Source organism: Streptomyces sp. NPDC107562, assembly GCF_055657325.1.
On record NZ_JBVKBE010000001.1, the window covers coordinates 581,598 to 604,529 of the forward strand.

Sequence of the window (22,932 nt, forward strand, 5' to 3'; positions counted from 1 at the left end):
CCGCGTCGTCAGCGGGCCGCCGCCCCGGCCACCGTCGTTGGGTCGACCCCGGTGAGCTCCACGATGCGGTGCGCTGGCACACCGGCGGCCAGCGCGCGGCCGATCAGGCCGTCCCGGCCGTCCGCGTAGTCGCGGTAGGTGAGCAGTTCCTCCTCGATCGCGGCGAGGGACTGCGGCGCCATCCGGTGGCGGACCAGGTTCAGTTCCTCCTCGCTCAGCCGAAGAGGCAGCCGTTCCGCACCCTCGGGCACGGCCCCCCTCTCCTCCGGCGGCAGCAGCCGAAGGTGCGGGGAGGTCACCGAGCTGTCCTGCGCGGCCAGCCAGGCGCGGACCGCGGGGGTGTCCAGCGACGGGAGGTCTCCGACGGCCGCGGGCGCCACGCCGAGCGGCGTGGTCGCGTCGTCGAGCAGGAACAGGTAGGCGTCGTCGGTCATCCTCGGCTCCACTTCAACGGGGGTGGTCGACGTCCCTTTACCCCGCCGCGCCCGCCTCAGCGCCGAACTCACCCGACCGAGCGCCGCCGTCCGACCGCTGTCCGTCCCGCACCAGGACGCCCAGCCGGTCGGCCAGCGTGGTGAGGGCCGCTCCGAGGGGGAGCGCGGCCCGGACGAGGGCGTGCCGGTCACCGCGGGTCGGGTCCCGGTTGATGATCAGTACCGGCTTCCCGGCGTCCGCCGCCTGGCGGACGAACCGGAGCCCGGACATCACCGTCAACGAGGAGCCCAGGACCAGCAGCGAGGCGGCCTCACGGACCAGCCGGCGGCACTCCTCGACGCGCGCCGGCGGAACGTTCTCGCCGAAGAACACCACGTCCGGTTTGAGGATGCCGCCGCAGTTCGTGCACGGGACCACGTGGAAGTCCCCGACCTGCTCGTCGTCGAGGTCGGCGTCACCGTCCGGGTTGATTCCGGCCGCCACCGGCGCGAAGCCCGCGTTGGCCTCCTCCAGCCGCCGCGCCAGTTCGTGGCGCGAGCTGAACGCGCCGCAGCCGAGACAGACGACCCGGGCGAGGCTCCCGTGCAGCTCCACGACGTCCTCGCTGCCGGCGGACTGGTGGAGCCGGTCGACGTTCTGGGTGATCACCCCCGACAGCAGACCGTGCCGCCCGAACGCGGCCACGGCCCGGTGCCCGGCGTTGGGGCGGGCGCGGCCGAAGGTCCGCCAGCCGAGGTGGCTGCGCGCCCAGTACCGGCGCCGGGCCCGCTCGCTGCCGGTGAAGTCCTGGTAGGTCATCGGGGTGTGCCGGCTCAGGCTCCCGCCCTCGCCCCGGTAGTCGGGGATGCCCGACTCCGTGGAGATCCCCGCCCCGCTCAGCACCAGCACACCACCGGCGCGCAGCGCGTCGGCGACCGGCTCCAGGTCCGTGGTGCCCGGCGGCAGGTCACCGGGAGGGGTCCAGCTCAAGGTGGGGCGCATGCGCATGCCGCAAGGGTACGGAACGGACCGCCCGTGGGCGCTGCCCGCTGCGCTCCACCCGGGTGTGCGCGCCACTCAACCACCGTCACCGGTCGCCGCCGGCCCCGAGGGCAACAGGAGTTCCGCCCACACGCACTTGCCCGTCGGCGTCCCACGGGAGCCGTGGCGCGAGGCCAGCGCGCTGATGATCGCCAGGCCGCGTCCCTCCTCGTCGTCCGGCCCGGCGCTGACCGTCCGCACCGCGTTGAGGCTGTTGTCGAAGACCTCGCACACCAGCACCTGGTCGCGGATCAGCCGCAGCCGCAACGGCCCCGCCGCATGGCGCACGGCGTTCGCCAGCAACTCGCCGACGATCTGCTCCGCGGCGGGCACCAGCCGTTCCAGCCCCCACGCCAGCAGGGCCCGCACGGCGGCCGCGCGTATCTCCCCGACGGCGGACGCGTCGGCGTCCAGTTCCCACTCCATGACCTGGTCGGGACCTAGGGAGCGGGTCCGTGCCAGGAGCACCACGACGTCGTCCGCCTGCTCGCCGGGCGGGATGGTGCCGACGACCGCCGAGCGCAGGTCCTGCAGCGGCGCTCCCGGCCGCTGGGTCAGGGCGGCGCGCAGCCGGTCCAGCCCGAAGTCGATGTCACGGTCCCGGGTCTCCACGAGGCCGTCGGTGTACAGGACGAGCGTGCTGCCCTCGCTCAGCTCCATCTCCAGGTCCTCGTACGTCTGCCCGCCGACACCGAGGGGTGCCCCGGCGGGGATGCCGAGGAGCGTGACGTCCCCGGAGGGGTCGACCAGCGCGGGCGGGGGGTGGCCGGCCCGTGCGGCCCAGCACCGCCGACTGACCGGGTCGTAGACGATGTAGAGGCAGGTGGCGCCGGTGATGGTGGGCATCGCCTTCGAGTCGAAGTCCTCGGCCGCCAGGCGGGCCAGCAGGTCGTCGAGGTGGGCCAGCACCTCCGCGGGGGACAGGTCCAGGGCGGCGAGGGTGAGCATCGCGGCGCGGATCCGTCCCATGCCCGCCGCGGCGCTGATGCCGTGGCCGACGACGTCGCCGACCACCAGCGCGATCCGGGCGCCGGACAGCTCGATCACGTCGAACCAGTCGCCGCCGACCCCGCCGCGCCGGTCGGACGGCAGATAGCGCCACATCACGTCCAACGCGCTGCCGCCGCTCGGATTGCGCGGCAGCAGGTCGCGTTGCAGGGCCAGGGCCGCCGTGTGCTCCCGGGTGTAGCGACGGGCGTTGTCCAGGCTCAGCGCCGCCCGGCTCACCACCTCCTCGGAGACCATGCGGTCGTTCTCGTCGAACGGGACGGGGGTCTCCGTGCGCACGAGCACGGCGACGCCCAAAATCTCGCCACGGGCGTGCATGGGTATCACCAGCATGCTGTGCATACCGAGCGAGATGATCTTCTCCAGCCGTCCCGCGTCGTGGTTCAGCCACGAGCCCGGCGAGACGTCGAGGACGGGCTCCAGATAGGACCGTCCGGTGGCCAGGACCTGGAGGAACGGCGAGCGCGGGGGGACGTACACCGCTTCGCCGCGCGCCCAGAGGGATTCCGGGACGCCGGGGCGGATCGAGGCCATGCCCCCGCGGTGGAAGGCCGGGACGGCGCCGGAGCCGGTCGTGCCCAGCCGCGCGAGGGGCTCGTAGCTGAGTTCGGCCGCGTCCGCGAGGTCCACGGTCACGTAGTCCGCCATCGCCGGCACCAGGACGTCGGCCAGGTCCTGGGCGGTCTGCATGACGTCCAGCGTGGTGCCGATGCGGGTGCCCGCCCGGCTCAGCAGCGTCACCCGCTCCCGCGCCCGCCGTGAGGCGGTGACGTCGACGTTCGTCGAACACACGCCGGGCTCGCCGTCCCGTGCGTTCTCCACCGGGAAGACCGACAGCGCGTAGGTGCGGCGCCAGCGATGGTCGCGCTGGTCCAGCTCGCGGTCGATCACCGGGACGCCGGTCTCCAGGACCTGCCGGAACAACGCCCTGACCTGTGCGGTGTCCGCGTACAGCGGCGACTCCTGCAAGGGCAGGCCGAGCCGCCGCGGCCAGGTGGGCCCGTAGGCGCGTGCCAGGGCCGCGTTCAGCCACACCATGCGCAGTTCGGAGTCCCAGACCGCGGTGGGGAACGGACTGTTCTCGGCGACCGACACCGCGGGCGTCGCCTCCGCCGCTCCCAGTACCGAGATCAGCCAGTCCACCGCCCCGTCCGCCCCCGGAAGCGCGGACACCCGCAGACCCACCTGCACGGACCGCCCGTCACGGCGGCGCAGGACCGTCCGTCCCGCCCACTCCTGGCCGAACCAGCTCGCACCCTCGCCGGGGGCGGCCGCCAGCCGCTCGGCGGGTCGACCCAGGACCTCCTCGGCCCGATGGCCGAGGAGGTGTTCGGCGGCGTCCGTCCACCGGATGACCGTGCCATCGCGACCGACGACCGCCAGCGGCGCACCGGCGTCGCCGTACGCCGTACCGGCACCGGACGCGGCGTCGAATTGGGGCACTTTCCTAAGCTAGGTCTGCCGTCTTGCGCCTGCAAAGCGGCACTCGCGGGGCCATGTCAAGGCAGGCAACGGTCCACGCTACGGCGCGTTGCGGTGGGGAAGACGACGAGTAGTCGCTCGGCGTGCGGCGGCAGTTGTCGCGGCATCCCGGGCGCCGGCGGGTGACAATGGGATTTTCTGCGCCCGAAGAGGTGGTGGTGATGCCCGCTTGGCATCTTCGCGACTATCACGACGAGGACCTGGACCAGGCGATCCAGGTCTGGGACCAGAGCCGCCAGGCGGGTCAGGACGCCCGTGATCCGGTGTTCCCGGTCTCGGAGGTGATCGCCGCCGCGAAGGCGGGACAGCCCGCGGTGGTCGCCGTCGTCGGAGACGAACTGGTCGGCATGGCGATGGCGCAGGCGTACGGCAGACGAGGGTGGGTCCTGCTGATCGCGCTGGCGCCCCGGTGGCGTGAGCGCGGGATCGGCAGCGCCCTCCTGGCCGAGTTGGAGCGACGCCTGCGGGCCGTGGGCGTACGGCATGTCAGCGCCCTGCTGCCCGCGGGTGCCGCCGGGACCAAGGCACTGGAGAACTCCGGGTACCGGTTCCGCGAGGACCTGACCTACTACGAGAAGGTCGATCCGCCCGGATCCGCCAACGCCGACGTCCTGGCCGCGCTGGGCGGGCGGGTACTGCCCGACGGGCTCTGGGACGCCATGGCCGGCATGAACCGGGAGAAGCAGGTGGTCGAACGCCGGGTCGTGCTGCCGCTGCAGGAGCCGGCGCTGGCCGACCGCTACGGTGTCGTCCCGCCCAAGGCGACCATCCTGTTCGGCCCGCCCGGCACCGGCAAGACGAGCTTCGCCAAGGCGGTGGCCTCCCGGCTCGGCTGGCCGTTCGTGGAGCTGTTCCCGTCGCGGCTGGCAGCCGACACGAACGAGGGACTGGCGACGGCGCTGCGCGAGGTCTTCGCGGAACTGGCCGAGCTCGACTCGGTGCTGCTCTTCATCGACGAGGTGGAGGAGATCGCCGGCGCACGTTCGGGCAAGGCGGTCGACCCCGGGCACGGGGTGACCAACGAACTGCTCAAACTCATCCCCGTCTTCCGCGAGCAGGACGCGCGGCTGCTGGTCTGCGCCACCAACTCGGTACGCTCCCTCGACGCGGCCTTCCTGCGTCCGGGCCGGTTCGACTACGTCATTCCCATCGGGCCCCCGGACCCGACCGCCCGGTCGGCCATCTGGGCCCGCTACCTCACGGCCGCGACCGACGTCATCGACGTCGCCCAACTGGTCGCGGCCACCGAGTTGTTCACCCCCGCCGACATCGAGTTCGCGGCCCGCAAGGGCGCGCAGGCGGCCTTCGAGCGCGAGGTCACCGACCGTCGGGGCCTGCCGGCGACCACCGACGACTACATGGCCGCCGTCGCCGACACCCGGTCCACGCTCACGCCACGGCTCATCGAGGAGTTCACGCAGGACATAGAGAAGTACAGCCGCCTCTGAGACCACGCGTCGTACCCTCCCGTCGCGGCGGGTATTGGTCGGTGCCTTTACCTAGCGCGACCGGCGCAGCGTGAGGACGTACGTCGCGGTCAGGGCCACGGCACGGTCCTCGTCGTGCGCCAGGTCCGCGAGGGCACGGGAGGCCGTGTCCCCCGGGATGTCCGCGAGGGCCTGCGTCAGTCGTCGGCGTGCGGGCGCGTGGACGGTGCCCCGGTCGAGGCAGGCCACCAGCCCGGTGGCGATATCGTCTGCCGACCCGGGATCACTCGCCAGCGTGCTCAGCGCGTCGGCGGCGTCCACGTCGTTCACCTCCTCGACGATCATCTCGATCAGCGTCGGGACCGCGGCCGCCACCCCCCGCGCCCCGAGCGCGAGTGCCGCACCGCGGCGGACGACGACGTCGCCGTGGCTGAGGGCGTCGTACAGCACCGCGGTCGTGGCCGCGTGGTCGGGCATCTCGGTCAGGGTCCGGACGGCACGCTCGCGCACCGCGGCGACCGGTGAGTCCAGGCCTCGCGCCAGCAGCCCGAGCCCGCCCTCGCCCGATCGGGCAAGCGCCCAGCGAAGGGCCCCCGCCACGTTCGGGTCCGACTCGCTCAGTGCCGCCTCGGCCAGGACCTCCACCGGCGCCCCCTCGACCGCCGACAGCGCGGCGCGCTGGCGCTTCCCGGCGCTCTCCGACCCGAGGCCCTGAAGGAGCGCCACGGTCTGCAGGACGTCCTCCCAGCCGGCGGGGTCCGCGGCTCCGATCCTGCCCAGCCGTGTGAGCAACTCCTCCTCGCTCGCGATGCGTTCGCGCGTCCGGCGCATCAGGTCGTCGACGAGCGCCGACGGCTTGAACCCAGGATCGTCCAGCGCCCGACCCACCTCGCGCAGCGACAGTCCCAAGGACCGCAGGCTCTCGATGTGGAAGATGCGCCGGACGTCCTCGCCGGAGTACTCCCGGTAGCCGGCCGCGGTGCGCCCGGTCGGCCGCAGCAGCCCGAGCGACTCGTAATGCCGGAGCATGCGGGCGCTGACCCCCGACCGCCGTGCCACCTCACCGATCAGCACTTCCTGTCATCCCTCCTCGCCGTCCGTCCCCAGGACCACGATGCGCTTGGCCTCCTCGACGGCGAACGCGAACCCGGCATCAGGGTCGCGCAACAGTCGCTCCGTCGCGACGGCGTGCCGCCGCACCTGGGGGACCGCGTCCGTCGTCGCGGCGCGCAGGGCCGGTACGACCACCTCTCCGAGCCCGATCAGCGCCCGGCTGAGGCTCAGCCGCGTCTCACGCCCACCGCGCCCGAGCTGCGTCGCCAGCACGCCGGCCAGTGCGGGCTTCTCGCCCTCGGGCACCAGCGCCACCGCCGCTCGCCAGGCGCTCCGCGCCACCTCGTCGTCGGCATCGGTCAGGAGCGCGCGGGTGATCGCCGGCCAGGCCCGCCGCTCCCCGACCTTGGACAACGTGTGCAACGCCTGGCTGCGTGCCTGCGCGCGCTCCGAGCGGAGTTCCTCGACGAGCTTCGGGACGGTCAGTGCGGACGGGTGGCGGGTCAGTGCCCAGGTGAGCATGTCGCGCACGAGGAAGTCGGGCTCGACCGCGCATCGTCCGACGAGCGGGTCGACGTACCCGGGGTCCGGACTCGTGCCGAGCGCCAGCGCCGCCTGCAGCCGCACCGACGAGCTGCCGTGTTCCAGCGCCCCGAGCGCCCGGTTCGTTCCTGTGTCCTCTTGCCGCATGGTCATCGGGACCACCTCCTGGCCCGCAGTGAAGGCCTTGTCACCGTGTCAAGGTCAACCCGGAGCCACGACGCCCGGCGCCCCGGTCTCTCGGGATCGCCGGGCGGTCGTCGGCGTCGCCGACCGGAGGTGCGTCCCCCGCCCCACCCCCGGCCCGTCCGGCCCGCCTGGCACCCTTGCCCCCTGACCTGCGCACCCCTAGCATGAATGCGCTTTCATCCGACCGTGCGCGCATGACCTACAGGGGTTCGCCCAATGAGTTCCGCCCCCACGGTGTACGACGTGGCCGAACGCTCCGGTGTCTCGGACCCGGGAGCGGGTCCTCGCCGCGCGCGACGGCACCGCACGAGGCACCCGACAGCCGGCCCCGCCTGCCTCCGGCACCGCGCAATGCCCCTGCGGCCGGCTTGCCTCACGGCGCCGCGCGACACCCGGTCAGCCCCTGCCCGCCCACCCACCGCCGACACACAGACCTCCGCCCGCCCCACCCACCTCCCGGGAGTTGGAGCCGCATGAACCGTCGCACCTTCCTCACCACCGCCACCGCGGCCGCCGCCTCGGCGGCGGCCCTGGGCGCCTCGTACCCGGCGGCAGCCGCGACCCCGGCCGGGCACGCGCCCGCCGACGGGGCCCCGCTCCGTGCCTGGTTCGCGGCGACGTACCGCTCTCTCCAGGCGATGACCACGGACTTCGGACTGACCGCCGACAAGATCGACGTCAGCGGCACGGGCACCCCCGTCCCCTCGGCCCAGACCTCACCCACCAACATCGGCTGCGGCCTGTGGTCCACCGTGGCGGCGGCGGGCCTCGGAGTGATCTCGCCGGACGTCATGCACCGGCGCCTGTCCCACACCCTCGCCGCGGTCGAGCGGCTGGAACGCGCGCACGGATTCTGGTTCAACTGGTACGACGCCCACGACGGTTCACTCCTGACGACCTGGCCCGAGACCGGCGACCCGGTACGGCCCTTCCTCTCCAGCGTCGACAACGCCTGGCTGGTCACGGGCCTGCTCATCGCCGCCGACGCCGCCCCCGCGCTCCGCCCGCGCATCGCACGCCTGCTCTCCGGCGCCGACTGGTCCTACTACTACACCCCCTACGACCCGGCCGACCCCGTGGCGGGCCCGGGCCAGCTGCGCGGCGGCTACTGGCCGGACAAGCCGGGCAAGGGCGAACCGACAGGCCACCACTACGGCGCCCTCAACACGGAGCCCCGCATGGCGAGTTACCTCGGCATCGCCGACGGCTCGCTCCCCACGGAGCACTACTGGCACCTGTTCCGCACCCTCCTGCCGGGCATGGGGCAGGAACAGGAGCCGCAGGGCGCGTACGTCACCCTGGACGGCGTGCGGGTCTGGCAGGGCCACTACACCCACCGGGGCCGCAAGGTCGTCCCCACCTGGGGCGGTTCCATGTTCGAGGCGCTGATGGTGCCGCTGTTCGTCCCCGAGCCCGCATGGTCCCCGCGCTCCTGGGGCACCACGCACCAGCGCTATGTGCGCGGCCAGATCGACCACGGCCTGCTGGAGTCGGGGTACGGGTACTGGGGGTTCTCGCCCGCCAACATCCCCGAGGGCGGCTACCGCGAGTACGGCGTGGACACGCTGGGGATGCAGGAGGACGGCTACCACTCCCTCGGCGTGGTCACCCCGCACGCCTCCTTCCTCGCCCTGCCCTTCGCCCGTGACGCGGCCCTCGCCAACCTCGGCGCCCTCGACCGTGACTTCGGCGCGTACGACGCGCGATACGGCTTCCGCGACTCCGTGAACACCGCGACGGGCCGGGTGAGCGACTTCGTCCTCGCCCTGGACCAGGGCATGATCGCCGCGGCCCTCGCCCAGCATCTGCGTCCGGGGCTGCTCCAACGCCCCTTCCGCACCGGTGGCTTCCGCTCACGCGTCGGCCCCCTGCTGGCCAAGGAGCGCTTCAGCATCTGAGCGCGGTGCCCGTCCGCTCGCTCCGGACGCCGCCTGACCTGTGCATACGTCCCCAGCCGAGACCCCGGTCCGGGGCACCTCGGCTGGGGACTTATGTGCGGGATGCGTAATATGTCGGTAAGTATGTGTCGCCTGTGCTGAGTACCGGACGGACGCGTTGCCGTGCGCCAGGAAGGGTGACGTGGCATGAGGGTCTATGGGGGCATGACGGCCGAGCAGCGCATCGTCGTGCGGCGTCAGCGCCTCATCGAGAGCGCGGTCGAACTGTTCTCGACCCAGGGCTACGCCCGGACGTCGGTGCGGGCGCTGCTGCGGCACGCGGGACTGCAGGATCGGTACTTCGCGGAGAGCTTCTCGTCCCTGGACGACGTCATGGCGGCGATCGTCGGGGACATCTGGGAAGAGCAGCTGACGGCATGCGCCGCATGCGTCGAGACGGGGCTCGGGCGCCCACCTCGCGAGCGTGCCAGGGAGATGATCGAGGCCCTCGTCGGCACCACGACGGCCGATCCACGAAGAAGCAGGGTGAAGTTCGTCGAGGCGCTGAGCGCGGGCCCCCTGGCGGCCGAGGTGAGACGAAGAGGGCTGCGACGGATGAGCGCGCTGGTGGAAGCCCTCCTGCGAGAAAGCGACGTGGATCCTCGGTTCAACACGACGGCGATGTCGGTGGCGATCGTCGGCGGAGTCGGCCAGTTGCTGATGAACTGGGTCGACGGCACCCTGCGGGTGTCCGGTGAGCAGCTGGTGGACCAGGGCTTCCTGCTCTTCGAGGCCGTGGCCGGGTGGGGCGCGCCCGAGTGAGGGCGGCGGCGGGACGGTGGCGCAACGAGCCCCGGAGAACGCTGTATTACCAGCCTGTAAACGGCTTTTGTCCCATTCTGCGAGATTCCGTAGCCATCTGGTGACGTATGTCATCAGATGGGTAGTATGAAAAAGTCGGCTGCGCGGTCGGCGCGCCGCCGGGAGGCATACCGGCGGTCAGTCGCTTCGGGAGACGCTGGATCTCCCCAATTCCCCCAGCCGGAACCACTGTTCACAAAGTCACCGGAACCTGCGGAATCAGCTATGTATTGCTTCGACTGCGCCCAGGAAGGGCGCGACAGCATCGGCGGCATCGGCGTCTGCACGGCATGCGGACTGATCACCTGCGGCGAGCACGCCCACATCACGGAGACCGACATCCGCCGGCCCGTCGACCTGGGCCCGCACACCAGCCCGCACGCGACGCGCCGGCTCATCTGCCTCACCTGCCGCGCGGCCGAGACCGCGCACTGACCGAGGGATCGAAGAGGTGCCAGATGTCTTCGCCGGATGAGTACGACTACCTCGTCGTGGGCGCCGGGACGGCGGGGTGTGTGCTGGCTGCGCGCCTGTCGCAGGATCCCGATGTCCGTGTGTGCCTCCTGGAGGCCGGCGGCCGCGAACAGCCCCGGGCGGTCGCCGTACCGCCTGCCTGGCCCACGTTGCAGCGCACCGAGGCCGACTGGGCGGACACGACGGTGCCGCAGCAGGCGGCCGGGGGCCGGCAGGTGCCATGGCCGCGTGGACGCGGGCTCGGAGGCAGCTCGGCCATCAACGCCATGAACTTCCTGCGCGGGCACCGCTCGGTCTACGACGCCTGGGACAAGGGCGACGCGCCGGGCTGGGGATACGACGACCTGCTGCCGTACTTCATGCGCAGCGAGAACGTCACGGGTGTCGTCGGCCGGGACCCCGCCGTGCGCGGCACGGACGGCCCCCTGCGCGTCGGCCCCGCACAGCGACGGCATCCGGTCGCCGAGGCGTTCCTGAGATCCGCGCTCGCCGCCGGACACCGGGAGGCGCGGGACCTCACCGCCGGCCTCGACGAGGGCTTCGGGTGGGGTGACCTGAGCATCGCCGAGGGGAGACGGCAGGACGCCGTGCGCGGATACCTGGAGCCCGCCGTCGATCGGCCCCGTCTGGACATCGTGACCGACGCGCTCGTGCTCCGGGTCCTCCTGGACCGACGGGGGCGATGCGAGGGCGTGGAGTACGCACGCGCGGGCGACACCGTCGTCGCCCGCGCGGCCAGGGACGTGGTGCTCTGCGCGGGAGCGGTCGGTTCCCCGCAGATCCTGCTGCTGTCCGGCGTGGGACCCGCGCGGCACCTGCGGGAGTCCGGTGTCACGGTCGCCGTGGATCTGCCCGGCGTCGGCGCCAATCTCCAGGAGCACCCCCTCTCCGGCGTCGTGTACGAGTCCGCGCGCGCCGTGCCGCCAGGCGTGAACAACCACGCTGAGGTACAGGGCTTCCTGCGCAGCGCCCCGCACCTGGGCGGCCCGGACCTGCAACTGCAGCTCGTCGACGTGCCCCTGCGCGCCGAAGGCCTGCCGGGACCCGAGGCCGGGGAGGGGTACACCATCCTGTGCGCGCTGATGACCCCGCACAGCCGGGGGAGCGTGCGACTGGCCGGGCCGGCACCCGGGACGCCTCCGCTCATCGACCCCGGCTTCTACGACGACGACCGGGATCTGGACGTCATGGTCAGCGGGCTGCGGGCGGCGCGCGAGGTGGGGGACTCCGAGGCGCTGCGGGAGTGGCGTTCCCGCGAGGTCCTGCCGGGCCCCGCGCTGACGGGGGAGGACGAGCTGCGCGCCTGTCTGCGCAGCAACTTGAAGACGTACAGCCACAGCGCGGGCACCTGCCGCATCGGCGGTGACGGCGACGCCGTCGTGGACACCGATCTGCGCGTGCACGGCGTGGCCGGACTGCGCGTGGCGGACGCCTCCGTCATGCCCCTGATCCCCTCCGCGAACACCAACGCGGCCGTCTACGCGATCGCGGAGCGGGCGGCCGAGCTGATGGCCGCCGGCCACCGCGATCAGGGCGGCGAGTGATCATGCCCGACCGGACGGGTCGGCCTGCCGGACGTCCGGTCGGCCCGACGGGACCGTGAAGCGGTACTGCCGCAGGATCGGAGCCGACGTGGCACTGCTCACGCCACCCCACCACGGGGAGATCGCTCAGCGGGCCGCGCTGGAGCTGGACGAGCGCGGCGTCGTCCGCTGGTGCAACACGCCCATGGCGGGCCGCCTGGGTGCCTCGGCGGCCGCGGTGGAGGGTGCCGCGTTCAGCGACTTCCTGGAGTGCGAAGCCGCCTCGGACATCGACTGGCGTCTGGTCGCCTCCCTCACGGTGCCGTACCCGGCCGTGATCGGCCTGCGCGCTTCGGGTGCGCGCGCCCCCTCGGCCGAGAGACTGCTGGTGGAGGTCCGGGCCGTCGGCCGGCACACCCTTCGGCTCACCGAAGTGGAGTTCCGCGGCGAGTCGACCCGCTTCGCCGAGACCCTGAGCGCCATCGGCCGTCTCAGCGGCACGGGCCTGTGGGCCTACTCGCCGTCCCGGCAGCGGCTCGCCTACGTGAGTCCCACGCCGTCAGGTGCAAGGCGAGGTCGACCCGCACTCCTTCACGCCCGGTGCACCAGAAGGTACCGCCACCACAGCAGCCGGCGCAGGGTGGATCCGGGCAGCAGCCGGGTGGACGCGGCGCGCGTCTCGTCGTACGTCAGCGGCGGCGGCCACACGATCGGCGCCTGCACGGACGGACCGGATCGGCCCCGGCCCGCCACCCGATGCGCCTGGAGGAGGGACAACGCCGGTAACGCCCAGACGAAATCGGTCACCGTTCTGACGGGATACAGGCCGAGCACCGCCAGCACGCCCCCCGGAGCCAGGGACTTGCTCAAGGTCAGCACCGTGTCGAACGGCATGTGGTGGAGGCTGGCGACGCAGGAGACGAAGTCGTAGCGCGACTCGGGCACGTGCTCCTCACGCACGTCGGCCCGGCGGTACCGAGGACCGCCGCCGGCCGCCCGTGCCGCCTCGACGACATGCGCGTCGCGGTCGACCGCGTCGACCACCAGCCCCTGCCGGGAGAGCAGCCGGGCGAACCGCCCCGTGCCGCACCCGACGTCCAGCGCCGTGCGCGCCCCGTCCGGCACCTGTTGCAGCAACAGCGGATGGTAGTGATCGTTGAAGTTGAGGACCATGGGGAGCGACCCTAGGGTCGGCTTCCCGCACGCACCAGGGTCAGGCGCGCAGCGGCCCGCACATCAGGTTGCCGGGGTCGGCGGGGTCGGTGCTGAGCCAGAACTGGGTCCACAGCACGGCGAACTGCTCACGCTCCAGATAGCCGTCACCGTCGGCGTCGAGACGGTCGAAGACGTCCGCGGTGTCGATGCTCCGGCCGTGCCACGTGTCGATGAGCTGTCGGTGCTCGCTCCGGGAGATGTGTCCGTCGCCGTTCTCGTCCACGGCGTCGAAGATGGTGTCGGCGGTGGCCATGACGGCCTCGGGCATGGACGGCAGCCGGTCCACCACGGTCATCAACTTGTCCATGTCGACCTGGGCGTTCTCCGGAGTGTCCGAGGTGGCCGCCAGGTTGTCCCACCACCCCATCATGACGCTCTCGACCCGCTCGGCCAGGTCGCCGTCCGACCGCACCGCGGGCAGTCCACGCCAGCGGGCGGCGAGGGCCCGGAAATCGCTCTCCTCCAGGTAGCCGTTGCCGTCCGCGTCGAAGGCGTCGAACATCGCCTGGACTTTGCTGCGTTGGAACTCGGTGGCCACAAGCGCACCTCTCTCTGTTCTCGTCGCGCCGAGAACAGCCTGTCCGCGCGGACCACGCGACGAACGGCGCCCGGAGGCACGCCGGCTCACACACCGGCGCACCTCTTCGCCCGAACGCACCGAGCGCCGGTTTGCCGCGACGAAAAGCAATGCCATGAGTTCCAGGAGGCGGCGGCCGGGGCCGCCTGGGTCACTTCGCGTTCCGCTCCGGCATGGGTGAGTACCGGGTGGGTCCGGGTGTGCGCCCCTCCGGGGGATATTCGCAGTCCAGGCTGGCGACCTCGTAGTCGTCGCCCTGGTTCTGCTCCTGGTCGACCACCACCGCAGCGGTGCATGCCCGGCCGTGCTCGTCGGTGAACGTGACGATCTCGCTGTAGTCGGTCGGGGCGGCGCATCCGGAGAGCAGCAGCAGCGCCGCCGCGCCGGTGCCCGCCGCCACGCCAAGTCTGTAGTGCCGTTTCATCTCTCCCCCAAAATCGTCGAGTCGTGCCCCTCCATGGTCGTGCCGGAACGTAGCCGCCCCGCGACGGCGAAGTCACCGTAACGTCGCAGTGGAACGGTTCGACATCCAGCGGCGTCGTCCCTCTCCGGGGTATGGCGGCCGCCGTGCCCCGGAGAGGGGACACCGGGTGCGTACCGCAGACTTCGCCAAGTGGACACGGCGGTTCGAGGACGAGCGCGAGCGCAGACGGGAACAGGGCGACCCGGACTGGGGGCGAGGAGCGGCCCTGCATCCGGCGGTGTGGGCCGGCGTCCAGCGTTTCCAGGTCGGTGAGGACGGTGACGGCGACAACCTCGTCGCCAAGGCGGACGAGGCCGGCGACCGCGACTACGCCGAGGCGGTCCGGCTCTTCGTGGCCGAGGAGCAGAACCACGCGCGCCTGCTCGCCGGGCTGCTGGCCGCGGGCGGTGTGCCGACGTTGAGCGGTCACTGGAGCGACACGGTCTTCGTCAAGCTGCGACGTCTGATGGGCCTGCGCATGGAACTGCTGGTGCTGATGATCGCGGAAGTGGTGGCACTGCGCTACTACCGAGCGCTGCGCGACGGCACCGACGACCCGCTCACCTCGGATGTCGCGGGGCGGATCCTCGGCGACGAACAGCGCCATGTCCCGTTCCACTGCGAGCGCCTGCACGCCTGCGTGGCGGAGCTGCCGCGCCCCACGCGCCGCCCGGTGATGTCGCTGTGGCGGCTCCTGCTGCTCGCGGTCTCCCTTGTCGTCGCCGCCGACCACGGTCCCGCGCTGCGCCGACTCGGCGTCGGACGCCTGCGGTTCGTGGCCGATGTCCTCACCTCGTCCCGCGCCGTCGTCTCCGCCGTGCTGGCCCCGCGCCCGGACGCCTGGGCGAGCGCCGACTGAGGGCGGGCGGCGCAGCCGGCGACCCGCGTCGGACGACCGGTGCCCCGGGACTCGTGCGGCCGGCCGTGCGGCATTACGATCACGCCCATGCCAAGTCGGGGGACGAGCGGGGAAGCCGGGGGCGGCACCGCCGCCGCATGGAGCGCCGACGTGCTGGAGCACCGGCGCACCGTGGGCGAGTCGCCCCTCGCACCGGCCTGGTGGCCGAAGGACCCGCTGGGGCGCCGGGACGACGTGCGCCTCGTCGGGGCCGTCGGATCGGTCAGCTGCGTCGACTCCTCCGGGCGCACCCGCTGGACGCACCGGTGCGCCGGCCGCCCCAACGCCGCCCACCTGTCCGGCGACCGCGCACTCGTCACCACGGACTCGCTGGAGTACACGCCCTGGGGCAACCTCGGCCCCGCGCTGCTCCTCGACCTCGCGGACGGGCGGCTCGTGGCCGAGTTGCGCGGCCAGAGCGGCGCGGCGCTCGGAGGCGGCCGCTTCGTGCTCGGGCTGGAGGGCTACGACTTCTTCGACACCTGGGCGTACGACCGGGAGGGCACCCGGACCGACGCGTGGCGGTCCTACGGCCACTACGTCGTCGGCACCGGTCTGCGCGTCGTCGAGGCCGACCGCCGGCGGCCGACGGACGGCTGCGTCGTACGGCTGCTCCCCGGCGGCGTCGTCGAACGCGGCCCCCGCCTGACGGATCCGCTGCCGCCCGAGCCGCTGGTTCTGCGCGACGGTACGATCCTGGTCCTCGACGGCACCGTGGTCCGCGCGGTGGGCCGCGGGCTGGACAGCGTCGTCCTCGCCGAACTCGCGGGAGCACCCGAGGACTTGGGCGGGCCGACACGGCGCGGGCTGCGCCGGGACGGTGACCGGGTCACCGCGGTCGTCTCCGTGCCGCGGAGCGACGGGCCCAGCCTGTACACGGTGGACACCTGGACGCTCGCCCTCCGCCACCGCACCTGACCGCAGGCCACGACACGTGTCGTCGCTCGGCTCCAGGTGGGGACCGATGACGCCGCTCAGCGTGGCGACCGGGGCGCCGGAGACGGCCAGGACGGTGCCGTCCCGGTGCCTGTTCTCTCAGGGGCGAGGAGGACGGACGGCGTACGTGGTCCGCCCGGGGCGGCTCCACGTGACGTCGGACCGGCGGGAAGCCGCCTGCCGACAGTCCGGATCACTTCTGCGCCACGATCCGGCCGGCCCGGTGTCCCGTGGACCGCTACGTCCCGGGCCGTCCGCCGTCCGACCTGGCCGCGAGCGTGCGGTGGATCTGGGAGATCACGATCGATCCCTCTCCCACCGCGGAAGCCACGCGCTTCACCGAGCCCGCCCGTACGTCGCCGACGGCGAAGATGCCGGGGACGCTGGTCTCCATCCCCGTCGGACCACTCCCCGACGAGTGGCCGGAGGTGTCCGACACCTCGCCGCCCACACGCACGAACCCTTTGGAGTCCGTCTCCAGGCAGTCGTCGAGCCACGCCGTGTTGGGAACGGCTCCGAGCATAAGGAAGACGTTGGAGGTGAGGTTCCTGCGTGCCGTGCCGGTGGCGTCGTCGCGCCAGCGCACCGACTGCACATGCCCCGTGCCCTCCAGCGCGGTGATCTCGGACCGTGGGTGGACCGAGATCTTGGCGGACGCCTCGATCCGGGTGAGGAGGTACTGGGACATCGACTCGGCGAGCCCCGGACCCCGCACCAGCATGTGGACGTGACGGGCGAACTGCGACAGGAAGACCGCGGCCTGACCGGCGGAGTTCGCTCCGCCGACCACGAAGACGTCCTCGCCCGCGCAGAACGACCCCTCCAGTGCCGTCGCGGCGTAGTGGACGCCGTTCCCCTCGAACTCGGCGAGTTCCGGCAGGCTCAGGCGCCTGTAGTGGGCGCCGGTCGCCACCACGACGGTGTGCGCCATGAGTGCCTCGCCGTCGCTCAGGTGCAGCGTGAAGGGGGACGTGCCGCAGTCCAGGTGCTGCACGGCGCGGGGTATGGCGATACGGGCGCCGGATTTGCGCGCCTGTACCTGCGCCCGTGCCGCGAGTTCGTGGCCACTGATGCCGAGAGGGAAGCCGAGATAGTTCTCGATCATCGAGGACGTGCCCGCCTGACCGCCGGGGGCCGTCGCCTCGATCACCACCGTGCTGAGGCCCTCGGACGCCGCGTACACGGCGGCGGCGAGTCCGGACGGCCCGGCTCCGACCACCGCCACGTCGACGGTCCGCAGGTCGCTGATCACCTCGACGATGCCGAGGCACCGGGCGATCTCCGGGATCGAGGGGTTCTCCAGATAGGTGCCCGAGCGGCAGACGACGACCGGCCAGCGAGCGGACGGTCTCACCCCGTAGCTGTCCAGAAGCCCGCCGGCTTCGGGCAGTTCGGTGTCGATGTGGTGCACGGGATAGTCGTTGCGCTCCAGGAACGTGCGGATACGCACGACCTCCCGGGAGGTGCGGGGGCCTGCCAGGACCACGGTTCCCAGCCCCAGGCGGATGTACCGCAGGCGCCGGAGGATGAACGCCTTGAGGATGATGCGCGCGAGGTCGGGCTCGTTCGCGATCACCCGCCGCAACTGCGCCGGTCGTAGCCGTATCACCCGGGTCTTCTCGACAGCCACCGCCTCGACCAGGGATTTCTGCCGGTTGAGCAGCGACAGCTCCCCGGTGAACTGGCCGCCCCCGTAGACGGTGATGATCCGCTCCGCGTCGGAATCCCCCGGGCTGCCCTGCTGGCAGACGTTGACCGTCCCGTCCAGGACCAGGTAGAAGTCGAAATCCTGGGCGCCGCGCGGATACAGCACCTGCCCGGCCTCCAGTCGATCCGGGACGCCGTAACGTCGCAGGCAGTCCACATGATCGTCGGCAAGGTACGGGAAGATGCTCTCGCTTTCGTCCTGGGCATTCGCGATGCCCTGGTGCTGGAGGTAGTTCATGGCGCTGCCTCACGGGTCGTTCCAGCCACCCCGCGCTTCCCTCTTCAGCGTCCTGCGTCCGCCGCGGCCACGCATCCGGAGCGGAGCGGGCGGCCGGCACGACAGGGGCCACCCGGCGAGGACGCGGGCTCCGATGTCGTCGTTCGTCGTCCCGGAGGAGACTGGGGGCGTACCGAGTTCTGAGGCGAGGGAAAGCTGCAGACCATGGGTGCACCTCATGCCACCGGGCGCGGTGGCGACGCCCAGGAGGCCCGGGCGGAGGACCGTGCCCGCCTCCTCCTGGACCGCGCAGGGCTGGTCGTCGGGTGGAGCCCTGGCGCCGAACGGTTGCTGGGCCGGCCCGCCGCAGGGGCGATGGGGTGCCCGGTGGTGGACCTGCTCGGCGACTTCGGGCCCGCACGAGTGGAGGTCCGCCCCGCACACTTCAGTGACACGGAGCCGCGGTGGGAGGTGACGCTCGCCCCCGCGACACCGGCGATCCCGGCGCGACCCGTGGACGGAGATCATTCGGTCGCGGAACTGGACGACGCCCTCCTGGAGACACTCTTCACCGTCTCGCCCGTCGGTCTGTACCTCCTGGACACCGACCTGCGGATCATCCGCTTCAACCCCGCGGCGGAGGGCATGGAGGACACGGAGCTCGCCGAGGCCGTGGGCAAGCGCCCCAGCGAGGCGTGGCCCAGCGCGGCGGTGGACATGATGGAGCGCGTGATGCAACGGGTGCTCGCCACCCGCCGGCCGGAGGTCGGGGTGGAGAAGCGGCTGCGCCCGCCGGGGGACCCCGACCATGAGCACGTCTACTCGGCCTCCGTCTTCCCCCTGGTGAGCAAGCAGGGCGAACTGCTCGGCGTCGCCGACGCCACCGTCGACGTGACCGACCGCCAACTGGCCCGGGACCGACTCAACGTGCTGGCCCTGGCCGGCACGCGGATCGGCGCCACCCTCGACGTGCGCGACACCGCGCACGGCCTGGCCGAGGTGTCCGTACCGGGGTTGGCCGACTGCATCGCGGTCGAGGTGCTGGAGCCGGTGCTGGCGGGGGAGGAGCTCGACCCCGGCCCCGTGCGACCGGACACGGTGCTGCGTCGCGCGGCGTCAAGGTTCCGCGACGAGCCGGTGCGCACGCGGGCCGACCCCGCCCCCGGAGCCGCGCTTCCGGCGATCGACGTCGCCGCCGACGTCCTCACCGATCTCGAACCCCGCATCCTCGATCCGCTCGGCCCGGTCGGACGCGAGGCCGTGACCGCACTGCCGGCCGGCCAGAACGAGGTCCGCTCGATGATGCTCGTCCCGCTGGTCACCCAGAACCGGGCCCTCGGTCTCGCCCTGTTCGGCCGCGGCGGCGAGCGCCGGCCGTTCGAACCGGACGATCTGACCCTGGCCGCGGAACTCGCCCTGCGCACCGCCGCCTGCCTCGACAACACGCGCAGATATCTACGGGAACGCAACGCGCTCGCCGCCCTGCAGCACGCGCTCCGCCCGGACCGCATGCCGCCCGCGCACACGCTGGACGTCGCGCACCGGTACGTGCAGGCGGGCTCCGGCGGTGACTGGGTCGACGTCGTGCCCCTCTCCGGCGCGCGCGTGGCCATGGTCGCCGGGCGCGCGCCGGGCAGAGGCCTGAAGACGGCCGCGGCGGCGGGGCGGCTGCGCGCCGCGGTGCACACGCTGTCGGACCTCGACCTGGAACCCGACGAACTTCTCGCCCGCCTCGACGACCTCGCCCGTCGGCTCAGCACCGATGAGGGCCCCGGCACGGAGCGGGGCCGGGCGGCGGAGCACCCGGTGCGGCCCGACGGCGGGAACGAGACCGGCGCGACCTGCCTCTACCTCGTCTACGACCCCGTGTCGGGGCGTTGCTCGGCGTCCAGCGCCGGTCACCCCTGGCCGGTCGTCCTGCACGCGGACGGGACCGTCGCCGTCCACGACCGTCCCGCCGGTGCCGCGCTGGGCTGCTCCGGCGGCCCCTTCGAGAACGTCGACCTGGACCTTCCGGAGAACTCGACGCTGGCCCTGTTCACCCAGGGTCTGTGCCAGGGGTGGCCGCGGGAGCAGGCAGGCGAGCGGGTCGCGGCCCTCCTGGACGGCTTCTGCGGACCCGTACGCCAGGCGTGCGCGATGCTGACCGACGCCCTGGTCCCGGCACGCCCGCGCGAGGACGCCGTCGTCCAGGTCGCGCGCACGCACCTGCTCGGTCCGGCACGGGTGGCGTCATGGGATCTGCCGAGCGAGACGTCCGTGGTCGCCACGGCCCGGTCGCTCGTCGCCGGACAGCTCACGACGTGGGGGATGGACGAGGCGACGTTCACCACGGAACTGATCGCCAGCGAACTCGTCACCAATGCCATTCGGTACGCCAAGCCGCCCGTGACCCTGCGCCTGATCCGTGACCACGCCCTGACCTGCGAGGTCACGGACGGCAGCAGTACCTCCCCCCGGCTGCGGCACGCCCGCACCACCGACGAAGGGGGCCGGGGCCTGCTCCTGGCCGCCGAGCTCTCCGACCGGTGGGGCACGCGGTTCGCCGACGGGGGCAAGACGGTCTGGGTCGAGCAGAACCTTCCCGAGCCCGTCGGGTCCTAGGTGCCGCGCCCGCGTCAGGGGTTGGCGGGGCCCGTGGTGTCCACGTCGTCGGCGTAGACGAGCGCGGTGCGGTGGTTGTACTGGATCGTGTACATGGACTTCGCGCCGAGCACGACCGTGCCGCTCGACTTGAAGTAGTCGTCCGTGGGCGCTGCGGGTGCGGTGGCGACGTAGGCCTGACCCGCGGGAATGGTGTACATGCTCAGCGGCGCCTGGGTGGACGGCGAGAGGCCTGCCGGGTACTCGCCCGCGTCGGGGTAGCTGGAGCCGTAGACCCGTACGGGCTCGGTGGCCACGCCGCTCCCGACGACGGTCACGTCACCCCGCGTGGGGACGGTGTTGCTCCCCTTGGGGTTGTGGAACCAGACCTTGCTGCCGCTGTACCAGATCGCGGTCCACGCGCCCTTCCTGCCTGCGACCACGAACTGCTGGCCGGCCTGGACGGTGCTGCCCCAGTCGTTGACGCGGTCGGTGCCGGCGGCACCGGGGTGGATGGCCTGGTCCCCGAAGAGCGGCGCGCTGCTGCTGGGCGCGGTGCGCACGTACAGGAAGTTCGACGCCTGCGTCACGTCGGTGCAGGCGGTGGTGGCGCCGGTGGGGTCGTCGGAGGGGCAGACCTCGACGGTCTGCCGGTTGTCGTCGAAACCGGGAGCGATCGTGACCACACTGCCGACGCCGCCGATCCCGTGCCTGCCGGTGACGGGGGCGCCGATCAGGGCCATGAAACGCTCCCAGTCCCACGACGGTCCCGGGTCCCAGTGCATGCCCGAGACGGTCGCCGACGTCGGGCCCGCGTAAGTGTCGTGCCCCAGGATGTGCTGCCGGTCGAGCGGTATGTCGAACCGCGCGGCCAGGTACTTCACCAGCTCCGCGTTCGCCTCGTACTGCGCCTGCGTGTACCAGGTGGCCCCGTGGGCCGCGAAGCCCTCGTTCTCGATGCCGAGGGAGTGCATGTTCGTGGAGTAGTTGCCCGCGTGGAACGCCAGGTCCTTGGTGGGCACCATCTGCGTGACCGCGCCGTCCGAGGAGCGCACGACGTAGTGCGCGGAACTGCCGCCCGGGGTCTGGAAGGTGGTGATGGCAGACTCGTACGACGACTCGGTGTCGTGGATGACGATCGAGTCGAGCCGGATGCCGTTGGCCGGGCGGTCGGAGACCTGCCCGTTGGCGGCGGCGGCCGGCACGAAGGTGCAGTCCACCGTGGCCGGGCACTCGGTGTCGGCCGTCTCGGTCCGCGCCAGGCGCAGCTCGGACACCTGCCCGGTGGCCGGGGCGACCTCGGGGTCACCGGCCAGCGCCACCCGCTGTCCGGCGGAGGTGGTGCGCGCGGCACCCTTCCTCAGCGTGGCGAAGACCCGGTCGGCGAACGCCCGCGCGCCCTGGGTGCGGTCGGCCTGGCTGTAGCGTGCGACCGCCCCGTACCAGTCGCCCGGATCCGGGGACGTTCCGCCGGTGAGTTCCCTCTGGTACGACGCCAGCAGCGCCGCGCCTCCACGGATGTTGGCCGCCGCGTCGGTGCGCAACCGCTCCTGCGGCAGCCCCGTCAGCCGTGCGGCGGCCCGCAGGGTGTGCAGCGCGGGGTCGGCGGCCGCCTCGGCGGCGTCCGCGCGCCCCGCCATGCCCGCGTCGCCGCCGCTCAGCATCTCCGGTGTGACGTCCGTGAGATGGAGAGGCCCGTAGCCACCGGCGGTGCTGTGCTCCCCGGCAGGCGCGTCCCAAGCGGACTCCTGGTAGGCCAGCGCCAGCAGCAGCGCCTCGGGCACCTCGAACTCCTGCGCCGCGTCGGCGAAGTCCCTCTGCAACGCCGCGGCGTCCGGGCGGTTGTCGCCCGACGCCTGGGCCACCAGAGGGACGGCGACGGCGCCGGCCAGGGCGAGCGCCGCCGCGGCGAGCACGACCGGCCGCCGCCGCAGGGCATGCCGGCGCCGTGCCGCTGTTTCTGTCGTCATCGAAAAACCCCGAGTTTCTTCACTTGCCGGACGCATTGCCGCGGGCGGCGGTACGAGAATTCGTGCTGGCGACACCTGCGCGGCAGGAAGATGCAATCCTGCTTCGTGAAGCACGAGTTGGCAGGTCGGGGCAGCGCTCAGCAAACTACCCGCACGCCTTCGAACGAGGCAAGTTGAATGTACAACGATCGAGTCTCGACCGAATTGGCATTTCCGTTCGATCCCGTTCGATCGTGGCGCGGGAATTCAATTCTCCACGTCACCGACACCGAATCCGCACAACCCTGCGCATCGGTGCGGGACTCGATTCGCCGTGCTCGACCGTGGCGAGCGCGGCGGACAGGGGATCTGCCTGCCGGACCATGGGACACGGGCGCCAGTTCAAGGGCGCAAAGGCGGTGGTGACCCCGCCGGCGCATATGTCCGCCTGAGCCCGGAACCGATCAAGGCAGGGAGGACGGCCACCCCGATGCTGAG

18 protein-coding genes are annotated in these 22,932 nt (G+C 72.4%); 8 read left to right on the forward strand and 10 right to left on the reverse strand.

Annotation, left to right across the window (positions count from 1 at the left end):
• Positions 1-8: 8 nt before the first annotated feature.
• The 3 genes from ACZ7LV_RS02670 to ACZ7LV_RS02680 all read right to left on the reverse strand — a co-directional run bounded on the left by ACZ7LV_RS02670 (position 9) and on the right by ACZ7LV_RS02680 (position 3,906).
• Entirely contained in the window at positions 9-434 is a 426-nt protein-coding gene (locus ACZ7LV_RS02670; RefSeq protein ID WP_471934977.1) for a DUF6003 family protein, read from the reverse strand.
• A 37-nt stretch (positions 435-471) separates the two neighbouring features.
• Positions 472-1,422: an NAD-dependent protein deacetylase gene (locus ACZ7LV_RS02675; RefSeq protein ID WP_471934978.1), complete on the reverse strand. Its 951-nt coding sequence runs from the start codon at positions 1,420-1,422 to the stop codon at positions 472-474.
• A gap of 69 nt (positions 1,423-1,491) precedes the next feature.
• Positions 1,492-3,906 (reverse strand): SpoIIE family protein phosphatase, encoded by a 2,415-nt coding sequence (locus ACZ7LV_RS02680; RefSeq protein ID WP_471934980.1) that lies wholly within the window; start codon positions 3,904-3,906, stop codon positions 1,492-1,494.
• 200 nt (positions 3,907-4,106) lie between these two features.
• Between ACZ7LV_RS02680 and ACZ7LV_RS02685 the strand changes: the two genes are divergently transcribed.
• Entirely contained in the window at positions 4,107-5,393 is a 1,287-nt protein-coding gene (locus ACZ7LV_RS02685; protein ID WP_471934982.1) for an ATP-binding protein, read from the forward strand.
• Between the two features lie 51 nt (positions 5,394-5,444).
• Here ACZ7LV_RS02685 and ACZ7LV_RS02690 read toward each other — a convergent pair whose 3' ends face one another.
• Positions 5,445-6,446 (reverse strand): MerR family transcriptional regulator, encoded by a 1,002-nt coding sequence (locus ACZ7LV_RS02690; RefSeq protein WP_471934983.1) that lies wholly within the window; start codon positions 6,444-6,446, stop codon positions 5,445-5,447.
• Positions 6,447-6,452: 6 nt separating this feature from the next.
• Positions 6,453-7,121, reverse strand: coding sequence for a HEAT repeat domain-containing protein (locus tag ACZ7LV_RS02695; protein WP_471934984.1), 669 nt, complete (start codon positions 7,119-7,121; stop codon positions 6,453-6,455).
• 506 nt (positions 7,122-7,627) lie between these two features.
• On the opposite strand from ACZ7LV_RS02695, the gene ACZ7LV_RS02700 reads away from it, so the two are divergent.
• From ACZ7LV_RS02700 to ACZ7LV_RS02715, 4 genes are all read left to right on the forward strand, one after another.
• Positions 7,628-9,052: a glucoamylase family protein gene (locus ACZ7LV_RS02700; protein WP_471934985.1), complete on the forward strand. Its 1,425-nt coding sequence runs from the start codon at positions 7,628-7,630 to the stop codon at positions 9,050-9,052.
• 186 nt (positions 9,053-9,238) lie between these two features.
• The gene (locus ACZ7LV_RS02705; protein WP_471934987.1) at positions 9,239-9,853 is read left to right on the forward strand and encodes a TetR/AcrR family transcriptional regulator; all 615 of its coding nucleotides are present in this window, start codon (positions 9,239-9,241) and stop codon (positions 9,851-9,853) included.
• 264 nt (positions 9,854-10,117) lie between these two features.
• Positions 10,118-10,327: a DUF2180 family protein gene (locus ACZ7LV_RS02710; RefSeq protein ID WP_401667795.1), complete on the forward strand. Its 210-nt coding sequence runs from the start codon at positions 10,118-10,120 to the stop codon at positions 10,325-10,327.
• A gap of 23 nt (positions 10,328-10,350) precedes the next feature.
• Positions 10,351-11,910, forward strand: a complete 1,560-nt coding sequence (locus tag ACZ7LV_RS02715; RefSeq protein WP_471934989.1) for a GMC family oxidoreductase — start codon at positions 10,351-10,353, stop codon at positions 11,908-11,910.
• A 570-nt stretch (positions 11,911-12,480) separates the two neighbouring features.
• Here the strand turns inward: ACZ7LV_RS02715 and ACZ7LV_RS02720 are convergent.
• The 3 genes from ACZ7LV_RS02720 to ACZ7LV_RS02730 all read right to left on the reverse strand — a co-directional run bounded on the left by ACZ7LV_RS02720 (position 12,481) and on the right by ACZ7LV_RS02730 (position 14,081).
• A complete protein-coding gene (locus ACZ7LV_RS02720) occupies positions 12,481-13,062 on the reverse strand; it encodes a class I SAM-dependent methyltransferase (RefSeq protein ID WP_471934990.1) in 582 nt (193 codons plus the stop codon).
• 40 nt (positions 13,063-13,102) lie between these two features.
• Positions 13,103-13,642, reverse strand: a complete 540-nt coding sequence (locus ACZ7LV_RS02725; RefSeq protein ID WP_471934992.1) for an EF-hand domain-containing protein — start codon at positions 13,640-13,642, stop codon at positions 13,103-13,105.
• A gap of 190 nt (positions 13,643-13,832) precedes the next feature.
• Complete coding sequence (locus ACZ7LV_RS02730; RefSeq protein ID WP_471934993.1) at positions 13,833-14,081, reverse strand: hypothetical protein; 249 nt, start codon at positions 14,079-14,081, stop codon at positions 13,833-13,835.
• Positions 14,082-14,271: 190 nt separating this feature from the next.
• Here ACZ7LV_RS02730 and ACZ7LV_RS02735 point away from each other — a divergent pair, with 190 nt between their 5' ends.
• Together ACZ7LV_RS02735 and ACZ7LV_RS02740 are read left to right on the forward strand one after the other, a co-directional pair.
• On the forward strand, positions 14,272-15,003 hold the full coding sequence (locus ACZ7LV_RS02735) for a ferritin-like domain-containing protein (RefSeq protein ID WP_471934994.1): 732 nt from the start codon (positions 14,272-14,274) through the stop codon (positions 15,001-15,003).
• Between the two features lie 87 nt (positions 15,004-15,090).
• Positions 15,091-15,960: a hypothetical protein gene (locus ACZ7LV_RS02740; RefSeq protein ID WP_471934997.1), complete on the forward strand. Its 870-nt coding sequence runs from the start codon at positions 15,091-15,093 to the stop codon at positions 15,958-15,960.
• A gap of 256 nt (positions 15,961-16,216) precedes the next feature.
• Here ACZ7LV_RS02740 and ACZ7LV_RS02745 read toward each other — a convergent pair whose 3' ends face one another.
• Complete coding sequence (locus tag ACZ7LV_RS02745) at positions 16,217-17,923, reverse strand: FAD-dependent oxidoreductase (protein WP_471934998.1); 1,707 nt, start codon at positions 17,921-17,923, stop codon at positions 16,217-16,219.
• A 204-nt stretch (positions 17,924-18,127) separates the two neighbouring features.
• Between ACZ7LV_RS02745 and ACZ7LV_RS02750 the strand changes: the two genes are divergently transcribed.
• Positions 18,128-20,506: a SpoIIE family protein phosphatase gene (locus ACZ7LV_RS02750; protein WP_471934999.1), complete on the forward strand. Its 2,379-nt coding sequence runs from the start codon at positions 18,128-18,130 to the stop codon at positions 20,504-20,506.
• Between the two features lie 14 nt (positions 20,507-20,520).
• On the opposite strand, the gene ACZ7LV_RS02755 is transcribed toward ACZ7LV_RS02750, so the two are convergent.
• Positions 20,521-22,455: an N-acetylmuramoyl-L-alanine amidase gene (locus ACZ7LV_RS02755; protein ID WP_471935000.1), complete on the reverse strand. Its 1,935-nt coding sequence runs from the start codon at positions 22,453-22,455 to the stop codon at positions 20,521-20,523.
• Between the last annotated feature and the right edge of the window lie 477 nt (positions 22,456-22,932).